Origin of the sequence: Pseudomonas japonica (genome assembly GCF_900188455.1) — a bacterium.
Classification (GTDB): Bacteria; Pseudomonadota; Gammaproteobacteria; order Pseudomonadales; family Pseudomonadaceae; genus Aquipseudomonas; species Aquipseudomonas japonica.
In genome coordinates, this window is record NZ_FZOL01000007.1 from 163152 (window position 1) to 184018 (window position 20867).

The 20867-nt window shown below is 64.8% G+C and carries 21 protein-coding genes; 7 read left to right on the forward strand and 14 right to left on the reverse strand.

Features of this window, described 5'->3' with window-relative positions; genetic code table 11:
- Positions 1-14: 14 nt before the first annotated feature.
- The gene (locus tag CHB99_RS11275; RefSeq protein ID WP_042123743.1) at positions 15-332 is read right to left on the reverse strand and encodes a hypothetical protein; all 318 of its coding nucleotides are present in this window, start codon (positions 330-332) and stop codon (positions 15-17) included.
- Positions 333-571: 239 nt separating this feature from the next.
- On the opposite strand from CHB99_RS11275, the gene leuS reads away from it, so the two are divergent.
- The 5 genes from leuS to CHB99_RS11300 all read left to right on the forward strand — a co-directional run bounded on the left by leuS (position 572) and on the right by CHB99_RS11300 (position 6526).
- On the forward strand, positions 572-3178 hold the full coding sequence (leuS, locus tag CHB99_RS11280) for a leucine--tRNA ligase (protein ID WP_042123740.1): 2607 nt from the start codon (positions 572-574) through the stop codon (positions 3176-3178).
- A gap of 66 nt (positions 3179-3244) precedes the next feature.
- Positions 3245-3850, forward strand: a complete 606-nt coding sequence (locus CHB99_RS11285) for an LPS-assembly lipoprotein LptE (protein ID WP_042123738.1) — start codon at positions 3245-3247, stop codon at positions 3848-3850.
- Between the two features lie 34 nt (positions 3851-3884).
- Positions 3885-4922, forward strand: a complete 1038-nt coding sequence (gene holA / locus CHB99_RS11290; RefSeq protein WP_042123736.1) for a DNA polymerase III subunit delta — start codon at positions 3885-3887, stop codon at positions 4920-4922.
- Between the two features lie 67 nt (positions 4923-4989).
- A complete protein-coding gene (arfA, locus tag CHB99_RS11295) occupies positions 4990-5154 on the forward strand; it encodes an alternative ribosome rescue factor ArfA (protein WP_042123734.1) in 165 nt (54 codons plus the stop codon).
- A gap of 61 nt (positions 5155-5215) precedes the next feature.
- Positions 5216-6526: a lytic murein transglycosylase gene (locus CHB99_RS11300; RefSeq protein ID WP_042123732.1), complete on the forward strand. Its 1311-nt coding sequence runs from the start codon at positions 5216-5218 to the stop codon at positions 6524-6526.
- A 183-nt stretch (positions 6527-6709) separates the two neighbouring features.
- On the opposite strand, the gene lipA is transcribed toward CHB99_RS11300, so the two are convergent.
- From lipA to CHB99_RS11360, 12 genes are all read right to left on the reverse strand, one after another.
- Entirely contained in the window at positions 6710-7708 is a 999-nt protein-coding gene (lipA, locus tag CHB99_RS11305; protein WP_042123730.1) for a lipoyl synthase, read from the reverse strand.
- Positions 7709-7710: 2 nt separating this feature from the next.
- Complete coding sequence (gene lipB / locus CHB99_RS11310) at positions 7711-8358, reverse strand: lipoyl(octanoyl) transferase LipB (RefSeq protein ID WP_042123727.1); 648 nt, start codon at positions 8356-8358, stop codon at positions 7711-7713.
- Positions 8358-8630, reverse strand: a complete 273-nt coding sequence (locus CHB99_RS11315) for a DUF493 domain-containing protein (protein ID WP_042123726.1) — start codon at positions 8628-8630, stop codon at positions 8358-8360. The genes lipB and CHB99_RS11315 overlap by 1 nt, the downstream gene beginning before the upstream one ends.
- 72 nt (positions 8631-8702) lie before the next feature.
- Complete coding sequence (locus CHB99_RS11320; RefSeq protein WP_042123724.1) at positions 8703-9863, reverse strand: D-alanyl-D-alanine carboxypeptidase family protein; 1161 nt, start codon at positions 9861-9863, stop codon at positions 8703-8705.
- A gap of 146 nt (positions 9864-10009) precedes the next feature.
- Positions 10010-11008: a septal ring lytic transglycosylase RlpA family protein gene (locus CHB99_RS11325; RefSeq protein WP_042123723.1), complete on the reverse strand. Its 999-nt coding sequence runs from the start codon at positions 11006-11008 to the stop codon at positions 10010-10012.
- On the reverse strand, positions 11008-12018 hold the full coding sequence (mltB, locus tag CHB99_RS11330) for a lytic murein transglycosylase B (RefSeq protein WP_042123721.1): 1011 nt from the start codon (positions 12016-12018) through the stop codon (positions 11008-11010). Before mltB ends, CHB99_RS11325 begins: the two co-directional genes overlap by 1 nt.
- A 17-nt stretch (positions 12019-12035) precedes the next feature.
- The gene (gene rodA / locus CHB99_RS11335) at positions 12036-13139 is read right to left on the reverse strand and encodes a rod shape-determining protein RodA (protein ID WP_042123811.1); all 1104 of its coding nucleotides are present in this window, start codon (positions 13137-13139) and stop codon (positions 12036-12038) included.
- Positions 13140-13177: 38 nt separating this feature from the next.
- Positions 13178-15079: a penicillin-binding protein 2 gene (mrdA, locus tag CHB99_RS11340; RefSeq protein WP_042123719.1), complete on the reverse strand. Its 1902-nt coding sequence runs from the start codon at positions 15077-15079 to the stop codon at positions 13178-13180.
- A gap of 17 nt (positions 15080-15096) precedes the next feature.
- Entirely contained in the window at positions 15097-15564 is a 468-nt protein-coding gene (rlmH, locus tag CHB99_RS11345) for a 23S rRNA (pseudouridine(1915)-N(3))-methyltransferase RlmH (RefSeq protein WP_042123718.1), read from the reverse strand.
- A gap of 9 nt (positions 15565-15573) precedes the next feature.
- Positions 15574-15996 carry a ribosome silencing factor gene (rsfS, locus tag CHB99_RS11350; RefSeq protein WP_042123715.1) on the reverse strand — a complete coding sequence of 141 codons (423 nt, stop codon included), beginning with the start codon at positions 15994-15996 and terminating at the stop codon, positions 15574-15576.
- 51 nt (positions 15997-16047) lie between these two features.
- Positions 16048-16701, reverse strand: coding sequence for a nicotinate-nucleotide adenylyltransferase (gene nadD / locus CHB99_RS11355; RefSeq protein WP_042123713.1), 654 nt, complete (start codon positions 16699-16701; stop codon positions 16048-16050).
- A gap of 1 nt (position 16702) precedes the next feature.
- Positions 16703-17974 (reverse strand): glutamate-5-semialdehyde dehydrogenase, encoded by a 1272-nt coding sequence (locus tag CHB99_RS11360; RefSeq protein ID WP_042123711.1) that lies wholly within the window; start codon positions 17972-17974, stop codon positions 16703-16705.
- Between the two features lie 283 nt (positions 17975-18257).
- Between CHB99_RS11360 and CHB99_RS11365 the strand changes: the two genes are divergently transcribed.
- Both CHB99_RS11365 and CHB99_RS11370 read left to right on the forward strand, forming a co-directional pair.
- A complete protein-coding gene (locus CHB99_RS11365) occupies positions 18258-18950 on the forward strand; it encodes a DNA-3-methyladenine glycosylase (protein WP_042123709.1) in 693 nt (230 codons plus the stop codon).
- Between the two features lie 4 nt (positions 18951-18954).
- Positions 18955-20271 (forward strand): bifunctional DedA family/phosphatase PAP2 family protein, encoded by a 1317-nt coding sequence (locus CHB99_RS11370; RefSeq protein ID WP_042123706.1) that lies wholly within the window; start codon positions 18955-18957, stop codon positions 20269-20271.
- Between the two features lie 3 nt (positions 20272-20274).
- Here CHB99_RS11370 and CHB99_RS11375 read toward each other — a convergent pair whose 3' ends face one another.
- Positions 20275-20865, reverse strand: a complete 591-nt coding sequence (locus tag CHB99_RS11375) for an LON peptidase substrate-binding domain-containing protein (RefSeq protein ID WP_042123704.1) — start codon at positions 20863-20865, stop codon at positions 20275-20277.
- Positions 20866-20867 lie beyond the last annotated feature (2 nt).

A 20867-nucleotide genomic window follows, 5' to 3' on the forward strand; every position in this document is an offset into this window, starting at 1 on the left:
GATATGCCGAACGGTTATTTGAAGTGCAGCGTTCTGGATTTGAGCGCTGTGGCGGAATCGGCCTTGTCCTTGAGCCAGATGACCCGGCTTGGGGCTGGCGTTTCCTCTTTGGTCAAGACACCGGAAAGGTACTGCCCGCGGGCCGGAGCGGCCTCGAGGTAGGCTTTGATGACGTCGAACTCGGCCCGGCTCAGACCGCGCAGTTCCAGTTCGGCAGGCATCTCGTCGCGCAATCGGACCGAGGCGCGGGCCACATCCAGGGCCAGTCCGAGACGGTCGATCAGGCGTTCGTAGATTTCCGGTTTCGGTGCATGCTGCTGCGACTCTCCCATCCGTTCACCTCATTGAAGATAGAATTCATCTCCCCCCACACCTGAGCTTAGCGCCACCCGTGAAACGGGCCGGATGCCGCGACCAACGGCCCCTGGCGCGGCCTGGCGTGCAATCAGGGTTTCCCACGACTGCTGGGGCTCATGTATGCTACGGCGTTCACTCTTGACACCGGATTGCCGGGCGAAACGGTTTCCGACCGGCCTGGATAAGGTCTCCCATTTCTCAGCGCAAAGTAGCCATGCACGAACACTATCAGCCCCGCGAAATCGAAGCCGCCGCCCAGTCCTACTGGGACGAGCACAAGTCTTTTGAAGTCAGTGAACAGCCAGGCAAGGACACCTACTACTGCCTGTCGATGTTCCCGTACCCGAGCGGCAAGCTACACATGGGCCACGTGCGCAACTACACCATCGGCGACGTGATCGCGCGCTACCAGCGCATGCTCGGCAAGAACGTCCTGCAGCCGATGGGCTGGGACGCCTTCGGCATGCCGGCGGAAAACGCCGCGATGAAGAACAACGTCGCGCCAGCCAAGTGGACCTACGAGAACATCGCCTACATGAAGGCCCAGCTGAAAAGCCTGGGCCTGGCGATCGACTGGTCCCGCGAAGTCACCACCTGCAAGCCGGACTACTACCGCTGGGAGCAGTGGCTGTTCACCCGCCTGTTCGAAAAAGGCGTGATCTACCGCAAGAACGGTACTGTGAACTGGGACCCGGCAGACCAGACCGTACTGGCCAACGAGCAGGTCATCGACGGCCGCGGCTGGCGTTCGGGCGCGCTGATCGAGAAGCGCGAAATCCCGATGTACTACTTCAAGATCACCGACTACGCCGATGAGCTGCTGGAAAGCCTCGACGAGCTGCCGGGCTGGCCCGAGCAGGTCAAGACCATGCAGCGCAACTGGATCGGCAAGTCCCGCGGCATGGAAGTGCAGTTCCCCTACGATGAAGCCAGCATCGGCCAGGCCGGCGCGCTGAAGGTCTTCACCACCCGTCCGGACACCCTGATGGGCGCGACCTACGTCGCCGTCGCCGCCGAGCACCCTCTGGCCACCCTCGCCGCCCAGGGCAACCCGGCGCTGCAGGCGTTCATCGACGAGTGCAAGAGCGGCAGCGTCGCCGAAGCCGACATCGCCACCCAGGAGAAGAAAGGCGTCGCCACTTCCCTGCTGGTCCGCCACCCGCTGACCGGCGAAAAACTGCCGGTATGGATCGCCAACTACGTGCTGATGCACTACGGCGACGGCGCGGTCATGGCCGTTCCGGCCCACGACGAGCGTGACTTCGAATTCGCCGGCAAGTACCAGTTGCCGATCAAGGCCGTGGTCCGCACCAGCGCCGGCGACGAAGTCGGCAGCGAGTGGCAGGCTGCCTACGGCGAGCATGGCCAGCTGATCAACTCCGGCGAATTCGACGGCCTGGACTTCGCCGGCGCCTTCGACGCCATCGAAGCCGCGCTGATCCGCAAGGAACTGGGCAAATCCCGCACGCAGTTCCGCCTGCGCGACTGGGGCATCAGCCGTCAGCGCTACTGGGGCTGCCCGATCCCGATCATCCACTGCCCGTCCTGCGGCGACGTGCCGGTACCGGAAGACCAGTTGCCGGTCACCCTGCCGGAGAACGTGGTGCCGGACGGCGCCGGTTCGCCACTGGCACGCATGCCCGAATTCTACGAATGCACCTGCCCGAAATGCGGCAGCGCGGCCAAGCGCGAAACCGACACCATGGACACCTTCGTCGAGTCGTCCTGGTATTTCGCCCGCTACGCATCGCCGAACTACGAAGGTGGCCTGGTCGATCCGAAAGCGGCCAACCACTGGCTGCCGGTCGATCAGTACATCGGCGGTATCGAACACGCCATCCTGCACCTGCTGTACGCGCGCTTCTTCCACAAGCTGATGCGTGACGAAGGCCTGGTCAGTTCCAACGAGCCGTTCAAGAACCTGCTGACCCAGGGCATGGTGGTCGCCGAGACCTACTACCGTGTCGCCAGCAACGGCGGCAAGGACTGGTTCAACCCGGCCGACGTCGAGATCGAGCGCGATGCCAAGGCCAAGATCATCGGCGCGCGCCTGAAGACCGACGGCCTGCCGGTGGAAATCGGCGGCACCGAGAAGATGTCCAAGTCGAAGAACAACGGCGTCGACCCGCAAGCGATGATCGATGCCTACGGCGCCGATACCTGCCGCCTGTTCATGATGTTCGCCTCGCCGCCCGACATGAGCCTGGAATGGTCCGACTCCGGCGTCGAAGGCGCGAGCCGCTTCCTGCGCCGCGTCTGGCGCCTGGCCCAGGCCCACGTTGGCCAGGGCCTGCCGGCCAAGGCCGACTTCAGCGCCCTGAACGACGCCCAGAAAGCCGTGCGCCGCGCCACTCACCTGGCGATTCGCCAGGCCAGCATCGATGTGGGTCAGCACCACAAGTTCAACACTGCCATCGCCCAGGTGATGACCCTGATGAACGTGCTGGAAAAGGCCTCGCAGGACACCGAACTGGACCGCGCCCTGATCCAGGAAGGCCTGGAAGCGGCAACCCTGATCCTCGCGCCGATCACCCCGCACATCAGCCATCAGCTGTGGCAAGCCCTCGGTCACCAGGGCGCGGCGATCGACGCCGGCTGGCCAGCGGTGGACGAAAACGCGCTGGTGCAGGACAGCATCCAACTGGTCATCCAGGTCAACGGCAAGCTGCGCGGCCAGATCGAAATGCCGGCCGGCGCCAGCCGCGAGGACGTCGAAGCGGCCGCGCGCGGTAACGAGAACGTGCTGCGCTTCACCGAAGGCCTGACTATTCGCAAGGTCATCGTGGTCCCCGGCAAGCTGGTCAACATCGTCGCCAACTGACAGGAGCGAGCGCCCCGCGGGGCGCTCGCACAGAAAAGTCCCCAAAGGTTTCCAGGGAGCAACAAGATGATCAAACGCAATCTGCTGGTGATGGGCCTGGCCGTGATGCTCAGCGCCTGCGGTTTTCACCTGCGTGGCACCGCTACCAACGACCTGGCGATCAAGGAACTCGACCTGAGCGCCCGCAACGCCTATGGCGACACCGTCAACCAGTTGCGCGACCTGCTGAAAAGCAGCGGCGTCAACGTACACGCCGGCGCGCCGTACAAGCTGGTGCTGACCAACGAGACCGATACCCAGCGCGCGGCCAGCTATGCCGGCTCCGCCCGTTCGGTGGAATACGAGCTGCAGACCCGACTGTCCTATGACATCCAGGGTCACAACGACACCGTGCTGCTCAGCGACAACCTCGAAGTGCAGAAGACCTACGTGCACGACGGCAACAACATCACCGGATCGACCCAGGAAGCCTCCCAGGTCCGCAACGAAATGCGTCGTGACCTGGTCCAGCGCATGGCCCAGCGCCTGCAACAGCTGACCCCGGAACGCCTGGACGAGCTGCAGGCCAAGGCCGACGAACGCGCTCGCGCCGAAGCTGAAGCCCTGAAAGCGGCGCAACGCGCCCAGGACGCCCAGCCTCAGCAGTCGCCACTGGAAGTCCCGGCCAACTGAGCCTGAACGGGGCGCTTCGGCGCCCCGACTCTTTATGAAACTTGCCCCCGCCCAACTCAACAAGCACCTGCAAGGCACACTCGCCCCGGTCTACGTCGTCAGCGGCGACGACCCACTGCTGTGCCAGGAAGCCGCCGACGCCATTCGCCAGGCTGCTCGCCAGCAGGGCTTCGACGAACGCCAGGTATTCAGCGCCGACGCCAACTTCGACTGGGGCACGCTGCTCCAGGCCGGCGCCAGCCTCTCGCTGTTCGCCCAGAAGCGCGTGCTTGAACTGCGCCTGCCCTCCGGCAAACCCGGCGACAAGGGCGCCGCGGCGCTGATCGAGTACTGCTCGCGCCCCGCCGACGACACCCTGCTGCTGATCAGTCTGCCCAAGCTCGATGGCAGCGCGCAGAAAACCAAGTGGGGCAAGGCGCTGGTCGAAGGCCAGCAGGTCCAGTTCATCCAGATCTGGCCGGTCGATACTCAACAACTGCCGCAGTGGATCAATCAGCGCCTGGCCCAGGCCGGGCTCGCCGCGCAGCGTGACGCCGTGGAGCTGATCGCCGCGCGGGTCGAAGGCAACCTGCTGGCCGCCGCTCAGGAAATCGAAAAACTCAAGCTGCTCGCCGATGGCAACACCATCACCGTGGAAACGGTGCAGTCCGCTGTCGCCGACAGCGCGCGCTTCGATGTCTTCGGCCTGGTCGACGCCATTCTCAACGGCGAAGCGGCCCACGCCCTGCGCATGCTCGAAGGGCTGCGCGGTGAAGGCGTGGAGCCGCCGGTGATTCTCTGGGCCCTGGCCCGCGAGCTGCGGGTCCTCACCGGCCTGGCGCAGCAATACAGCCAGGGGGTGCCGCTGGAGAAGGCCTTCAGTCAGGCCCGGCCGCCGGTCTGGGACAAGCGCCGCCCGTTGATGAGCAAGGCCCTGCAACGCCATTCCGCACAGCGCTGGGGCCAACTGCTGCACGATGCCCAGCGCATCGACGCGCAGATCAAGGGCCAGGCCCAGGGCTCGCCCTGGACCAGCCTGACCCGCCTGTCGCTGCTGATGGCCGGGCAGCGTCTGGCATTGCCCGCCGAATAAGGGTCTTGCCGGGAGGGTTCGGCAGTCCTATAGTGCGCGCGAATCCACCCCGCCAGGAGCTCCAGGCATGCCCAAGAAACCGGCAAAATCCCGGCCGAACAAGGCCAAGTCCATCATCGCCCAACCCCTGTTCCGCAGCCGCCAGGAACGTCCGGGCAAAGGCAAAGGCAGCTACCGCCGCGAAGCCTTCCAATCGAGAGATTGGGAGGCTTCGTCCTTTATGGCGGCATGAAAGCAGGAAAGTCACAGGCATGGTATGGTCGTCACCTGACCCGTATTACCTGGATTCGTGCATGCCCCTCTGCCTTACCCGTCGCTGGCAACTTCGCCACCTGACCGCTGCTTCCAGCCTCGTTCTGCTCGTCGCCTGCGCCGAACACCCGACCGCCGCCGACGCCCTGCCCATCGCTCCGCTGCCCGCCGCCCCGAGCGTGATACAGCCGACGCCCAACGCCGATATCGAAGTCCAGCCACAGCAGACCTTCGCCGAGTGGCAGGCCAGTTTCCGCCAGCAGGCCTTGCAGGCGGGTGTAGCCCCGAGCCTGTTCGACCGCATCTTCGCCGGCATGACCCCGGACATGGACGTGATCAAGGCCGACCGCAGCCAGCCCGAGTTCACCCGCCCGGTCTGGGAATACCTCGACGGCGCACTGTCGCCGGTGCGCGTGCGCAACGGCAAGGCCTTGCTGATCCAGAACAGCGAACTGCTGGCGCGCATCGAGCAACGCTATGGCGTCGACCGCAACGTGCTGGTGTCGGTGTGGGGCATGGAAAGCAACTTCGGCCAGTTCCAGGGCAACAAATCGGTGATCCGCTCCCTCGCCACCCTGGCCTACGAAGGCCGGCGCCCGGCGTTCGCCCAGGCGCAATTGCTGGCGGCCCTGAAGATCCTGCAGAACGGCGACATCGCGCCCGAGGCCATGCGCGGCTCCTGGGCCGGCGCCATGGGCCAGACCCAGTTCATTCCGACCACCTACGATACCCACGCGGTGGATTTCGACGGTGATGGCCGCCGCGACATCTGGAACAGCTCCGCCGACGCCCTCGCCTCCACCGCGCACTACCTGCAGAGCTCGGGCTGGCAGCGAGGCCAGCCGTGGGGCTTCGAGGTCAGCGTACCCGCCGGCTTCGACTACTGGATCGCCGATGGCACGCAGCGCAAGACCGTCGCCGAGTGGCTGCGCCTGGGCCTGCAACTGCCTGCCGGCAGCCGCCTGCCCGTCGGTGGCGAACAGCTCTCCGCCGCGCTGCTGCTCCCCGCCGGCTACCGTGGCCCGGCGTTCCTGGTGCTGGACAACTTCCGCGCCATTCTCAAGTACAACAACTCATCGTCCTATGCCCTGGCGGTCGGCCTGTTGAGCGAGCGTTTCGATGGCAATGGCTATATCCGCGGCGCCTGGCCGAAGGACGACCTGCCACTGAGCCGCAGCGAGCGCATCGAGCTGCAGGACCGGCTCAATGCCAGTGGACATGACGCCGGCAGCGCCGACGGCATCATCGGCGCCAACACCCGCAAGGCCATTCGCAATGCCCAGCAGGCGCTTGGCTGGCCGGCGGATGGCTATCCGACGCACAAGTTGCTCGATAGCTTGCGCCAGCGCTGAGATCTATTGCTGACACCGGATTTTGTAGGAGCTGGCTTGCCTGCGAAGGCCTGCACAGCAGGCCTACTCCAAGCGCCACCGATGCAAGACCTTCGCAGGCAAGCCAGCTCCTACAGGACACCCCCAAAGAAAAAGCCCCCGCACTTTCACAAGTGCGGGGGCTTTTTCATGCAGGGCCGCTGATCAGAGCTTGATCTTGGCCTCGTGCGCCTGCTGGTCGGCGTGGTACGACGAACGCACCAGCGGCCCGGAAGCGACGTTCTTGAAGCCCATCCGGTAACCTTCCTCGGCGAACCAGGCGAAGGTGTCGGGGTGGACGAAGCGCTGCACCGGCAAGTGGCTGCGCGATGGCTGCAGGTACTGGCCGAGGGTCAGCATGTCGATGTTGTGCTCGCGCATGCGCTGCATCACTTCGATCACTTCTTCATCGGTCTCGCCCAGGCCAAGCATCAGGCCGGACTTGGTCGGAACGTGCGGCACGCGCTCCTTGAACTTCTCCAGCAGGGTCAGCGACCACTGGTAGTCCGAGCCCGGACGCGCGGCCTTGTACAGGCGCGGCACGGTTTCCAGGTTGTGGTTGAACACATCCGGCGGCTCCTGGGCGGTGATGTCCAGGGCGACGTCCATCCGGCCACGGTAATCCGGAACCAGGGTTTCCAGCTGGACGCCCGGCGACAGCGCGCGGATCTCGCGGATGCAGTCGGCGAAGTGCTGGGCGCCACCGTCACGCAGGTCGTCGCGGTCCACCGAGGTGATCACCACGTACTTCAGGCGCAGGTCGGCGATGGCGATCGCCAGGTTCTTCGGCTCGTCGACGTCCAGAGGCTTCGGTCGGCCATGGCCGACGTCGCAGAACGGGCAGCGACGGGTGCAGATGTCGCCCATGATCATGAAGGTCGCGGTACCGCCGGAGAAGCACTCGCCCAGGTTCGGGCAGGACGCCTCTTCGCAGACGCTGTGCAGCTTGTGCTTGCGCAGCAGTTGCTTGATCCGGTCGACTTCCGGGGAAACCGGGATGCGCACGCGAATCCAGTCGGGTTTCTTCGGCAGTTCTTCGGTAGGGATGATCTTGACCGGGATACGCGCGACCTTTTCCGCGCCGCGCAGCTTCACACCCGCTTCAACCTTCGGCCGGGGGGCCGGTGTCACGGTGCTTTGCACCGGATCTTGCACAATAGTCATATTCAGTCGATTCCGCCCGCAAGGGTCGTCTGCTCAGCATAATCGAGGTGCTTGACCAGCTGTCCGCGCAGCCTTGCCCTTACCTCGGAGAGTTCGATCGGACCTGCCTGGTCGCGCAGCTGGGTCATGGCCAGCCCCGCATACCCGCAGGGGTTAATTCGGCGGAATGGCGCAAGGTCCATGTCCACATTGAGGGCAAGGCCATGGAACGAACAGCCATTGCGAATCCGCAAGCCGAGGGAGGCGATCTTCGCTCCGTCGACGTAAACACCCGGCGCATCGGGCTTGGCCGCCGCTTCCACGCCATAGCTGGCGAGCAACTCGACCAGGCAGCGCTCGATGCGCGTCACCAGGTCACGCACGCCGAAACCGCGCCGGCGCACATCCAGCAGCAGGTAGGCGACCAGTTGGCCAGGGCCGTGATAGGTCACCTGACCGCCGCGGTCCGTCTGCACCACCGGGATATCCCCCGGTACCAGCAGGTGCTCGGCCTTGCCGGCCTGGCCCTGGGTGAATACCGGTGGATGCTCCACCAGCCAGATCTCGTCGCCGTCGCCGGGCTTGCGCTGGTCGGTGAACCGGCGCATCGCTTCGAGCACCGGTTCATAGGGCAGCAGGCCGAGGTCGCGGAAGCCGAGGATCGTGGACATCAAAGCACCATGTGCACGAAACCGGTCGCGCGCAGGGCACTGTTGATATCGCGCAGCTGGTCTTCGCTGGTGGCTTCGATGTGCAGTTGAACGGTGGTGTAATTGCCGGAGCTGCTCTGGCGTTCGGCCAGGGTCGTGATGTCGACCTTAGCGTGCTTGCTCAGGATCTCGACTACGGTGTCCTTGAAGTTGACCACCGTATCGCCGATCACCTTGATGGCGTAGTCCGGGCAGGGAAATTCGATTTTTGGCGCTTTGACGTCATCGCTCATGGCGGAAACGGCCTCGTAAGCCGTGGCAGCAACAACGCCCCTGCGGATTGCAGGGGCGTGCAGGTCACGATATCAGTTGAACAATCCGTAGAAGAACAGGCGGATGCTATCCCACACCCGACGGAAGAAACCACCTTCCTCGACCGCGTCCAGCGCGATCAGGTCGGCGCTGTGAACCACGTTGTCGTCCAGTTTGACTTCAACTTTACCGATCACGTCACCTTTGGCGATCGGCGCCATCAGTTGCGGGTTCATGGTCATGCTCGCGGCCAGTTTCTTCAATTGGCCTTTAGGCAAAGTCATGCTCAGGTCTTCGGCCAGACCGGCCTTCACCTGGTTGCTGGTACCTTTCCAGACCGGCGCCTGGGCCAGTTCGGTGCCCTTCTGGTAGAAGGTCTGGGTTTCGAAGAAGCGGAAACCGTAGGTCAGCAGCTTCTGGGTCTCGGCGGCGCGGGACTGCTCGCTGTTGGTACCGAAGACCACGGCGATCAGGCGCATGCCATCGCGAACGGCGGACGACACCATGCAGTAGCCGGCTTCGTCGGTATGGCCGGTCTTCAGGCCGTCGACGGTCTTGTCACGCCACAGCAGCAGGTTGCGGTTGGGCTGCTTGATGTTGTTCCAGTAGAACTCTTTCTGCGAGTAGATCGCGTAGTGGGCCGGATCTTCGTGGATGATCGCGCGGGCCAGCACGGCCATGTCGTGGGCCGAGGAGTAGTGCTCCGGGTGCGGCAGACCGGTCGGGTTCATGAAGTGGCTGTTGCTCATGCCCAGGTCGCCGGCGGTCTTGTTCATCATGTCGGCGAAGGCGTCCTCGCTGCCGGCGATGTGCTCGGCCAGGGCCACGCTGGCGTCGTTGCCGGACTGGATGATGATGCCGTGCAGCAGGTCACTGACGCTGACCTGGGTGCCCACCTTGATGAACATCCGCGAACCGCCGGTACGCCAGGCGTTCTCGCTGACGGTCACCGGATCGTTCTCGCCGATCTGGCCGCGACGGATGTCCAGGGTCGCGATATAGGCGGTCATCAGCTTGGTCAGGCTCGCCGGAGGCAGACGCTGGTCGCCATTGTTCTCGACCAGGATGTTGCCGCTGGAGGCTTCCATGAGCACGTAGGACTTGGCTGCCAGTTGCGGCGGCGACGGCATCATCTGCTCCGCCGCGAAGGCGGCAGGGGTGATCAGCAGCGGAACAAGCAGGCAAAGGCGTTTGGCAAAGGTGGTGATGTTCATCCGTCTCTCGAAATGGCTAATGGGCTCATGCCCCAACGGGGCAAAACGTTATCAAGGCTGCGGCAATCCGCCGCGCCTGCGAGCAAAACCGCCATTGTACATGGCTGTTCGGCCCGCTTGCATGACAAACCGACCAGTCCCCCCGGTCAGTCCGCCGTGACTACTTTGGCTTGTCCCAGGTTGGCCAGGCGCACGCTGTCCTGCATCTGCTGGACCTCTCCCTGGCTGCGGATCGGCCCCATGCGCACCCGGTGCAGGGTTTGCTGGTTACGCACGATGGAGCTGATGAACACCGGCGCGCTGACCATGCCGCTCAGCTTGGAGCGTAGCAACTCCGCGGCATCCGGGTTGGCGAATGCGCCGACCTGCAGGTAAGTGCCGTTGCCGGCCGGCACGCTGTTGCTGGCGACCTGCACCGGCAGGACCGCGGCAGCGTGCTGCTGCGGTGGCGGCGTCCACTGCTCGACGGCACCGGTATTGGCGGGAATTGCCCGGGTCTGCGCCACTTGCGGCTGGTCCAGGACCAACGGCGCCTGGCGACCGCGCTGGGCCCACCACTGCTGCGGGTCGATACCTTCGACCCGGACCCGCGCGGTGCCGGTTTCGGCATAGCCGAGCTTCTTCGCCGCGGCGTAGGACAGGTCGATGATGCGATCGGAATAGAACGGGCCACGGTCGTTGACCCGCAGGATCACGCTGCGGTTGTTGTCCAGGTTGGTCACCCGCACGTAGGCCGGCAGCGGCAGGGTCTTGTGCGCCGCGCTCATGCCGTAGAGATCGTAGACCTCGCCGTTGGCGGTGTTCTGCCCGTGGAACTTGGTGCCGTACCACGACGCGGTACCCTCGGCGACATAGTTGCGCGACTCGGGAATCGGGTAGTAGGTCTTGCCCAGCACCGTGTACGGGTTGGCCTTGTAGGCACCGGTGTGCACGGTCGGGGTGGCGTCGGGGATCTTCGAGACATCGACGTCCCACCATGGCGCGCCGTCCTTGTGCGCCCGGTTGATGTCCAGGCCGGGCTTGGAACGGACGATGTTGCCGCTGCCCTGGGACGTCGGACGGCTCGACGAGCAACTCACCAGCAACACGCCGATGACCGCGCAACTCAGCAGTTTGAGGGATGAAGCGGAAAACATTACGCGCATTACCGGGCGCCCCTTGCCTGAACCAGCAGGTCTGAAAGTTGATGTACCGCCATGGCGTACATCACGCTGCGGTTGTAGCGAGTGATCGCGTAGAAGTTCTTCAGGCCGAGCCAGTATTCGGGGCCGTTATCGCCTTCGAGCCGGAAAGCGGTGACCGGCAGATCATCGCGCAGCGCATCATGACTCGACCAGCCCAGCGCCCGCAACTCCCCGACTGTCTTGACCGGATCGATGCCCGGGCTCAGGCCCTCGTCGACCCGCTCGCCGCGGACCATGGCGCGGCTCACCACCGGCTCGCCGTTGACCCAGCCGTGACGCTTGAAGTAGCTGGCGACACTGCCGATGGCGTCGTCGGGGTTGTTCCAGATGTTGATGTGGCCGTCGCCGTCGAAGTCCACGGCGTAGGCGCGGAAGCTGCTCGGCATGAACTGCGGCAGGCCCATGGCACCGGCGTAGGAGCCCTTCAGGGTGAGCGGATCGACCTGTTCCTCGCGGGACAGCAGGAGGAATTCGCGCAGTTCCTTGCGGAAGAACGGAGCCCGTGGCGGGTAATCGAAGGCCAGGGTCGACAGCGCGTCGATCACCCGGTAGTTGCCGGTATTGCGGCCAAAGAAGGTTTCCACGCCGATGATCGACACGATCACCTGGGCTGGCACCCCGTATTCCTGCTCGGCGCGGGCCAGGGTGGCCTCGTGCTGGCGCCAGAAGTCCACGCCGCGGGCGACCCGGGCGTCGGTGAGGAACATCGGACGGTATTCCTTCCACGGCTTGACCCGCTCCGCCGGACGGGAAATCGCGTCGAGGATCGCCTGCTTGCGCTGGACTTCACGGAACACGCCCATCAGCTGTTCACCGGCAAAGCCATGGTCACGGGTCATTTCCCCGACGAACTCGGCGACCTGGGGAGATCCCTCGTAGTCGCCGGCGCTGGCCTGCGGCACACCGCCGAGCAGACCGACGAGACCCGCCAGGGGCACACAACGGGCCATCCAGCCCCGTATTGCTTGCATCAAGAAATTCACCTTACTCAAACCTGCGCGATCCATTTGCGGTGGGTATGGATCGACATGAGAACGCCAAACGCTGACAGCAGCGTCACCAGCGAAGTTCCACCATAACTAATGAAAGGCAGCGGTACCCCCACGACGGGCAGCAGACCGCTGACCATGCCGATGTTGACGAAGACATAGACGAAGAAGGTCATGGTCAGGCTGCCGGCCAGCAGCTTGCCGAACAGGGTCTGGGCCTGGGCGGTGATGACCAGGCCACGGCCGATCAGCAGCAGGTAGATCAGCAGCAGCGCGCAGATGCCCACCAGGCCGAATTCCTCGCCGAGCACGGCGATGATGAAGTCGGTGTGGCTTTCCGGGAGGAAGTCCAGGTGCGACTGGGTGCCCAGCAGCCAACCCTTGCCGAACACACCGCCGGAACCGATCGCCGCCTTCGATTGAATGATGTTCCAGCCAGTGCCCAGCGGGTCGCTTTCCGGGTCGAGGAACGTCAGGACCCGCTGCTTCTGGTAATCGTGCATGACGAAGAACCACATCGCCACGGCCACCGGCACCGCCGCCGCGATCACGCTGAGGATCCAGCGCCAGCGCAGGCCGCCCATGAACAGCACGAACGCACCGGAGGCGAGGATCAGCAAGGCCGTGCCCAGGTCCGGCTGGCGGACGATGAGGATGAACGGCATGCCGATCAGGATCAGGCTGATCATGACGTGCTTCAGGTGCGGCGGCAGGGTGCGCTTGGACAGGTACCAGGCGATGGTCGCCGGCATGATGATCTTGAGGAACTCCGAGGGCTGGAAGCGAATCACCCCGGGAATGTTGATCCAGCGCGTCGCGCCCATGGCGTTGTGGCCCATGATGTCCACCACCACCAGCAACATCACCCCGACCACGTAGGCCAGCGGTACCCAGCGCGCCATGAAGCGCGGTTCCAGCTGGGCGATGACGAACATCGAGACCAGGCCGATACCGAACGAGGAGGCCTGCTTGAGCAGCAGGTCCCAGTTCTTGCCGCTGGCCGAATAGAGCACGAACAGGCTGCCGGCGGCCAGGGTCAGCAGGAGGATCAGCAGGGGGCCGTCGATATGGATGCGCTGCAGGAAGCTGGCGCGGCGGCGCATCACGTCCTCGCTGGAGAGCATGCGGTCGAAATTACTCTTCACTGGGCCGGTTCCTGGGCAACGGTGGCGGTGGTGTTGGGCGCGCTGTATTCAGGTTTAAGGCGGCCATGCTCGTCGAGCAGCCAGGCATCCATGACCTGACGCAGCACCGGCGCGGCCACGCCGGAACCGGACTCGCCGTTCTCGACCATCACCGAAATCACGATGCGCGGATCCTCGGCCGGGGCGAAGCCGACGAACAGGGCGTGGTCGCGGTGGCGCTCCTGGACCTTGTTGCGGTCGTATTTCTCGCCCTGCTTGATCGCCACGACCTGCGCCGTACCGCTCTTGCCGGCGATGCGGTACTGGGCGCCGATGGCGGCCTTGCGCGCGGTACCGCGGGCGCCCTGCATCACCTGCTCCATGCCGTGGGTGACCTTGGCCCAGTCGGACTTGTCACGCAGGATGATGTCTTCCATCGGGTTCGGGTCCACCGGCGGCTGGCCTTCGATGGTCTTGGCCAGGTGCGGGCGGTTCCACTTGCCCTTGGCGGCGATCAGCGCGGTGGCCTGGGCCAGTTGCAGCGGCGTAGCCTGCATGTAGCCCTGGCCGATGCCGAGAATCAGGGTTTCGCCGGGGAACCAGGCCTGGCGGCGGGTGGCGCGTTTCCATTCGCGGGACGGCATCAGTCCCGGCGACTCTTCGAACATGTCGAGGGCGACCTTCTGCCCGATACCGAAGCGGTTCATGTAGCTGGACAGCTTGTCGATGCCCATCTTGTGCGCGAGGTCGTAGAAGTAGGTGTCGTTGGACCGCATGATCGCCGTGTCGAGGTCGACCCAGCCGTCACCGGTGCGGTTCCAGTTGCGGTATTTGTGATCGTAGTTGGGCAACTGGTAGTACCCCGGGTCGAACACCCGCGACGACGAGGTCACCACCCCGGCGTCCAGACCGGCGATGGCCACCGCCGGCTTGATCGTCGAGCCCGGCGGGTACAGGCCGCGCAGGACGCGGTTGAACAACGGCCGGTCGATGGAATCGCGCAGCTCGGCATAGGCCTTGAAGCTGATGCCGGTGACGAACAGATTGGGGTCGAAGCTCGGCTGGCTGACCATCGCCAGCACTTCACCGGTACGCGGATCAAGGGCGACGATGGCGCCACGGCGCCCGCCCAGGGCCTGTTCGGCGGCTTCCTGCAGCTTGATGTCGAGGCTCAGGACGATGTCCTTGCCGGGAATCGGGTCGGTACGCTTGAGCACCCGCAGCACGCGGCCGCGCGCGTTGGTCTCGACTTCCTCGTAGCCCACCTGGCCGTGCAGCTCCGACTCGTAGAAACGCTCGATGCCGGTCTTGCCGATATGGTGGGTACCGCTGTAGTTGACCGGGTCGAGGGTCTTCAGCTCTTTCTCGTTGATCCGTCCGACATAGCCGACCGAGTGAGCGAAATGCGCGCCCTGTGGATAATGCCGCACCAACTGCGCCACCACTTCCACGCCGGGCAGGCGGAACTGGTTCACCGCGATCCGGGCGATCTGCTCCTCGGTCAGCTCGAACAGGATCGGCACCGGCTCGAACGGCCGGCGCCCCTGCTTCATGCGTTTCTCGAACAGCGCGCGGTCGTCCGGGGTCAGCTCCAGCACTTCGACGATGACGTCGAGCACCTGCTGCCAGTCGCCGGAGCGTTCGCGGGTCATGCTCAGGCTGAAGCTGGGTCGGTTGTCGGCGATGATCACGCCGTTGCGGTCGAAGATCAGCCCGCGGGTCGGCGGAATCGGCTGCACATGCACCCGATTGTTCTCCGACAGCGTGGAGTGGTACTCGTACTGGATCACCTGCAGGTAATACAGGCGGGCGATCAGCACGCAGATCAGCAGCAGGATCGCCACCGCACCGACCACGACGCGGCTACGCACCAGACGGGCGTCTTTCTCGTGGTCCTTGAGGCGAATCGGCTGCGACATTGAAAGGGCTTACAGGCTTATTTGTGGTAAGGGTGCCCGGACAGCACGGTCCAGGCGCGATAGATCTGTTCGCCGATCAGTATCCGTACCAAAGGGTGCGGCAGGGTCAGCGGCGACAGCGACCAACGCTGCTCGCTGCGCGCGCAGACCTCCGGCGCCAGCCCTTCCGGGCCGCCGACCATGAGGTTGACGGTGCGCGAATCCAGCCGCCAGCGGTCCAGCTCGACCGCCAGTTGCTCCGTGCTCCAGGGCTTGCCATGGACCTCCAGGGTGACGATCCGTTCCCCCGGCTGGACTTTCGCCAGCATGGCCTCGCCCTCCTGACGGATCAGGCGGGCGACGTCGGCGTTCTTGCCCCGGGTATTGAGCGGGATTTCCACCAGCTCCAGGGACAGCTCCGCAGGCAGGCGCTTGGCATATTCATGCCAGCCTTCCTCGACCCACTTGGGCATGCGCGAGCCGACCGCGATCAGACGCAGACGCACGACGCTACCTCAGTCCAGGTCTTTGTTGAGCTTGACGAAGTGCTCGTGGGTGTTTTCCGGGCTGTGGTGCTTGCCATCGGCGGCACGGCTCTGCTCGGCACCCAGCCACAGACGCTCCAGGTCGTAGAACTGGCGGGCGGCGGCGGTCATCATGTGCACGACGACGTCGTTCAGGTCGAGCAGTACCCAGTCGCTGTCGCCCTTGCCTTCTTCGCCCAGGGGCATGACGCCTTTCTGCTTGACGATCTCGCGGACCTTCTCGGCCATCGCGTTGATCTGCCGGTTGGACGTACCGGTGGCGATGATCATGTAGTCGGTCAGGCTGTGCTTATCGCGCACGTCGATGACCTGGATGTCCTGGGCCTTGACTTCTTCCAGGGCCAGTTTGGCCAGCTGGACCAGCTCTTCGCCGGCGATGTTTTGCTTGGTCATATAAAACTCGTTCAACTCATTGAAAGCAGCGCCCACCGGGCGCCTGCCGTTCTACGCACGATACAGGCCGTGCGTCTCGATATAGGCCAGTACTGCGTCCGGCACCAGGAACCTCACCGACTTGCCGCTGGCCAGCAGCTGTCGGATCTGCGTGGCGGACACCGAAAGCGGTGTCTGCCAGACGAACGAAATGTGCCCCGCCGGGCCGGACATGGCGGTGGGATCGCTCTCCGAGCGCGCAGCCAGCAGGTTGCGCAGCTCGTCTGGGGGTTCGACATCGGCATCCGGGCGTTGCAGCACCAGGATGTGACAGTGTTTCAGCAACTCTTCCCAGCGATGCCAGCCGGGCAGTCCACAGAAGGCATCCCAGCCCATCAGCAGGAACAGCTGGTCGCTGGCGCCCAGTTCGGCGCGCAGCGACTCCAGGGTGTCGATGGTGTACGACGGCTTGTCGCGGGACAGCTCGCGGTCATCCACGCTCAGCCGCTCGACGCCGTCCACCGCGCAGCGGACCATGGCCAGACGATCTTGCGCCGCCACCTGCGGTGTGTCGCGGTGTGGCGGACGGGCGTTGGGCAGCAGGCGCAGTTCGTCGAGCCCCATGAACTCGGCCACCTCCAGCGCGCTGCGCAGGTGACCGATGTGCACGGGGTCGAAAGTACCGCCAAGAATGCCGATCCGCCGGACCGTCGGGGCCTTGCTCAACTCAGCAGGACTCCTGGCCACGCAACTGGCCGTCGCCGACGACCACGTACTTCTCGCAGGTCAGGCCTTCCAGACCGACCGGGCCGCGGGCATGCAGCTTGTCGGTGGAAATGCCGATCTCCGCGCCCAGACCGTACTCGAAGCCATCGGCGAAGCAGGTCGGGGTGTTGATCATCACCGACGCCGAGTCCACTTCGGCGACGAAGCGCCGGGCCAGACCCTGGTGCTCGGTGACGATGGAATCGGTGTGGTGCGAACCATAGTGGTTGATGTGCTCGATCGCCGCGTCGACGCCGTCGACGATGCGGATCGAGAGAATCGCCGCCAGGTATTCGGTGTGCCAGTCTTCCTCGCTCGCCGGGGTCGCCTCGATGACCATGCGGGTGCGCTCGCAACCGCGCAGTTCGACGCCTTTTTCCCGGAATTGGCGGGCCATTTCCGGCAGGAACTCGGCAGCGACGCTCGAATCCACCAGCAGGGTTTCCATGGCACCGCAGATGCCGTAGCGGTAGGTCTTGGCGTTGAAGGCGATGCGCCGGGCCTTGTCCAGCTCGGCGTGCTCGCCGACGTAGACGTGGCAGATGCCGTCCAGGTGCTTGATCACCGGCACCCGGGCGTCACGGCTGATGCGTTCGATCAAGCCCTTGCCGCCGCGCGGCACGATGACGTCGACGAACTCCGGCATGCTGATCAGGGCGCCCACCGCTTCGCGGTCGGTGACCTCGACGACCTGGACCACCGCCGCCGGCAGGCCGGCCTCGGCCAGGCCGCGCTGGATGCAGGTGGCGATGGCACGGTTGGAGTGGATGGCCTCGGAACCGCCGCGCAGGATGGTCGCGTTGCCCGACTTCAGGCACAGACTGGCCGCATCGATGGTCACGTTCGGCCGCGATTCGTAGATGATCCCGATCACGCCCAGCGGCACGCGCATCTTGCCGACCTGGATGCCCGACGGCCGATAGCTCATGTCGCGGATCGCACCCACCGGGTCCGGCAGACTGGCGACCTGGCGCAGACCGACGATCATGCCGTCGATGCGTGCCGGGGTCAGGGCCAGGCGATCGAGCATGGCCGGTTCCAGACCATTGGCCCGGCCGGCGGCCAGGTCCAGCTCGTTGGCGGCGGACAGTTCGGCGCGAGCGGCGTCCAGGGCATCGGCGGCAGCATGCAGGGCGCGGTTCTTCTGCGCGGTGCTGGCACGGCCGATGACGCGGGACGCCTCGCGGGCGGCGCGACCCAGGCGGGTCATGTAGTCAAGAACGGACTCAGTCATGGGGCTCAGTGTCTTGGCGGAGGGGAAAATCGGACGAGTATAACTGTCACAGGGTTATACGCCCAGCGGTGACAGTCGGATGGTAGGAACTGTAGGAGCTGGCTTGCCTGCGAAGGACCGCGGTAGCGGTCCCGGACCCCACTGCAATCTGGGACCGCTTTGCGGTCCTTCGCAGGCAAGCCAGCTCCTACGGACAGCGCGCAGCCTTCTTCTGTGCTGTTCAGCTTCGATATAGCTTGAAGTTGCTATCATCCGCGAATCATTTCCCGATTCCAGACGCCCCATGCCGCAACCCGCCCCCTGCCCCACCCGCGCCCTGCCCGATTCGTTCTTCGACCGTGACGCCCAGGTCCTGGCCAGGGACCTGCTGGGCAAGATCATTCGCCATCGCCACGGCGCGTACTGGCTGTCGGCGCGAATCATCGAGACCGAGGCCTACTACCTCGACGAGAAAGGCAGCCACGCCTCCCTTGGTTACACCGAGAAACGAAAAGCCCTGTTTCTCGATGGCGGGCATATCTACATGTACTACGCCCGCGGCGGCGACTCGCTGAACTTCAGCGCCCAAGGGCCCGGCAACGCCGTGTTGATCAAGTCCGGCTTCCCCTGGGTGGATGCGCTTTCCGATAGCAACAGCCTGGCACAAATGCAATTGAACAATCCCGACGCCAGCGGTCGGATGCGTCCAGCGGAACGCCTGTGCGCGGGTCAGACCCTGTTGTGCAAGGCCATGGGTCTGAAGGTGCCGAACTGGGACGCCAGGCGCTTCGACCCGGAACGACTGTTCGTCGAGGATTGTGGAATCATCGTGCAACACATAATCCAGACCAGCCGGCTGGGCATTCCCGAGGGCCGCGACGAACATCTGCCGCTGCGCTTCGTAGATGCCGAATATGCCCGTTATTGCACGCGTAACCCGCTGCGTCGCGGCCAGATCGAAGGGCGCGACTTCACTTTTCTGACACAAGGACACTGACACGATGGGCCCATGGCTCGACAGCCTGACCGGCTGGCTCACCGCGAACCCGCAATGGCTGGGGTTGGCGATCTTTCTGGTGGCGTGCGTGGAATGCCTGGCGATCGCCGGGATCATCGTGCCCGGCACCGTTCTGCTGTTCGCCGTCGCCGTGCTGGCCGGCAGCGGCGCGCTGGCGCTGCATGAAACCCTGCTGCTGGGTTTCCTCGGCGGCCTCCTGGGTGACGCGATTTCCTACACCCTGGGCCGGCGCTTCCACCAGAACATCCGGCGTCTGCCACTGCTGCGTCATCATCCGGAATGGATCGGCAGCGCGGAGACCTATTTCCAGCGCTACGGCATCGCCAGCCTGCTGGTCGGCCGCTTCATCGGCCCGTTGCGACCAATGCTGCCCATGGTCGCCGGCATGTTCGACATGCCATTGCCGCGCTTCATCGCCGTCAGCCTGGTCGCCGGTGCCGGCTGGGCCGTGGCCTACCTGCTGCCGGGCTGGGCCACCGGCGCGGCGATGCGCCTGCCCCTGCCGGAAGGCTTCTGGCCACAGGCGGGGATCGTGGCCGCGGGGCTGGCGGTTCTCGTCGGGGTGAGCATCAGCAGCAGCCTGCGCGCCTTGCCTCGCGGCACCCGCCTGATCGGCGCGCTGAGCCTGGCGATGCTGGTCGCGATGTTCATCGGCTGGCCCTATCTCAACCAGTTCGACCAGGGCCTGATGACGCTGATCCAGGAACACCGCAGCGCCTGGCTGAACAGCGGCATGGTGGTCATCACCCGCATGGGCGACTTCCGGACCCAGTTCATCGCCGCCGCCGCACTGGTCGCCTTGCTTTTCCTCGCCCGGCAATGGCGTCCGGCATTCTTCGCCGCCGCGACACTTGGCGGCACGGCGGTGTGCAACGCGGCATTGAAATGGTTCTTCGCCCGTGCCCGCCCGGAAGTGCTGACCGATCCCCTGACCACCTACAGCATGCCCAGCGGTCACAGTTCGGCATCGTTCGCCTTCTTCCTGGTCCTGGCGGTCCTGGCCGGTCGCGGCCAGCCGCCGCGCATGCGCCTGACCTGGATCCTGCTGGGCTGCCTGCCGGCGCTGGCGATCGCCACGTCACGGGTCTATCTCGGCGCGCACTGGCCGACCGACATCCTCGCCGGCGGCCTGCTCGCCTGCTGTGTCTGCGCAATCAGCCTCAGCGTGATCCAGTACCGCGAGTCGCTGACCGCCATGCCGCTGCGGGTCTGGTGGCTGATCCTGCCGGCCTGCGTCGGCGTGCTCGGCTTCTTTGCCTTGCACGCCCTGCCGCACGCCTTGCAGCGTTATCAGTACTGAGGTTCAGGCGAACAGTTCACCCTGGATGCGATCGAGCAGCGACTGGATGGCCACCAGTCGCTGCGTCGGCGAGTCGATGGCCAGCAGTTTCAGCTTGTCCTGGTCATCGAACGGCAGCAGATAGGCCAACTGATTGGCCAGGGCCTGCTTGCCGCTGACCCCGCTGGCCATGTCCAGGCCCGAAACCATCGGGTGCTCGGCCAGGGCCAGGAGCAACGCCAGCAGGTCATCGTCGTCTTCGTCGAGAGGCTGATCGGCCTGCTCGTCGAGCCAGCGCACGTCGGCCACCAGCAGGTTGTCCTTGCGCACCTCGAAGTCATCGACCAGGAAGCGTCGCTCGCCCTTGACGCGAATGCCCAGCAAGCCGTTGTCCTGTTGCTGGAAATCCTCGATCAGTGCCTGACAGCCGATACTGGCGAAGGATTCCGGCGCCTTGCCGACCTGTTCGCCCTCGATGATGCAGACCACGCCAAAGCCTCCGCCCTGCTTCATGCAGCGGCCGATCATGTCCAGGTAACGCGCCTCGAAGATCTGCAAATCCAGGTTGCAGCCAGGGAACAGCACGGTATTCAGGGCAAACAGGGGCAAACTCATTG

Excerpts from the sequence above, each read along its gene's own strand:
- CHB99_RS11275 (WP_042123743.1), bottom strand. The coding sequence starts at position 332 with ATGGGAGAGTCGCAGCAGCATGCACCGAAACCGGAAATCTACGAACGC.
- leuS (WP_042123740.1), top strand. The coding sequence starts at position 572 with ATGCACGAACACTATCAGCCCCGCGAAATCGAAGCCGCCGCCCAGTCC.
- CHB99_RS11285 (WP_042123738.1), top strand. The coding sequence starts at position 3,245 with ATGATCAAACGCAATCTGCTGGTGATGGGCCTGGCCGTGATGCTCAGC.
- holA (WP_042123736.1), top strand. The coding sequence starts at position 3,885 with ATGAAACTTGCCCCCGCCCAACTCAACAAGCACCTGCAAGGCACACTC.
- arfA (WP_042123734.1), top strand. The coding sequence starts at position 4,990 with ATGCCCAAGAAACCGGCAAAATCCCGGCCGAACAAGGCCAAGTCCATC.
- CHB99_RS11300 (WP_042123732.1), top strand. The coding sequence starts at position 5,216 with ATGCCCCTCTGCCTTACCCGTCGCTGGCAACTTCGCCACCTGACCGCT.
- lipA (WP_042123730.1), bottom strand. The coding sequence starts at position 7,708 with ATGACTATTGTGCAAGATCCGGTGCAAAGCACCGTGACACCGGCCCCC.
- lipB (WP_042123727.1), bottom strand. The coding sequence starts at position 8,358 with ATGTCCACGATCCTCGGCTTCCGCGACCTCGGCCTGCTGCCCTATGAA.
- CHB99_RS11315 (WP_042123726.1), bottom strand. The coding sequence starts at position 8,630 with ATGAGCGATGACGTCAAAGCGCCAAAAATCGAATTTCCCTGCCCGGAC.
- CHB99_RS11320 (WP_042123724.1), bottom strand. The coding sequence starts at position 9,863 with ATGAACATCACCACCTTTGCCAAACGCCTTTGCCTGCTTGTTCCGCTG.
- CHB99_RS11325 (WP_042123723.1), bottom strand. The coding sequence starts at position 11,008 with ATGCGCGTAATGTTTTCCGCTTCATCCCTCAAACTGCTGAGTTGCGCG.
- mltB (WP_042123721.1), bottom strand. The coding sequence starts at position 12,018 with ATGCAAGCAATACGGGGCTGGATGGCCCGTTGTGTGCCCCTGGCGGGT.
- rodA (WP_042123811.1), bottom strand. The coding sequence starts at position 13,139 with ATGCGCCGCCGCGCCAGCTTCCTGCAGCGCATCCATATCGACGGCCCC.
- mrdA (WP_042123719.1), bottom strand. The coding sequence starts at position 15,079 with ATGTCGCAGCCGATTCGCCTCAAGGACCACGAGAAAGACGCCCGTCTG.
- rsfS (WP_042123715.1), bottom strand. The coding sequence starts at position 15,996 with ATGACCAAGCAAAACATCGCCGGCGAAGAGCTGGTCCAGCTGGCCAAA.
- CHB99_RS11360 (WP_042123711.1), bottom strand. The coding sequence starts at position 17,974 with ATGACTGAGTCCGTTCTTGACTACATGACCCGCCTGGGTCGCGCCGCC.
- CHB99_RS11365 (WP_042123709.1), top strand. The coding sequence starts at position 18,258 with ATGCCGCAACCCGCCCCCTGCCCCACCCGCGCCCTGCCCGATTCGTTC.
- CHB99_RS11370 (WP_042123706.1), top strand. The coding sequence starts at position 18,955 with ATGGGCCCATGGCTCGACAGCCTGACCGGCTGGCTCACCGCGAACCCG.
- CHB99_RS11375 (WP_042123704.1), bottom strand. The coding sequence starts at position 20,865 with ATGAGTTTGCCCCTGTTTGCCCTGAATACCGTGCTGTTCCCTGGCTGC.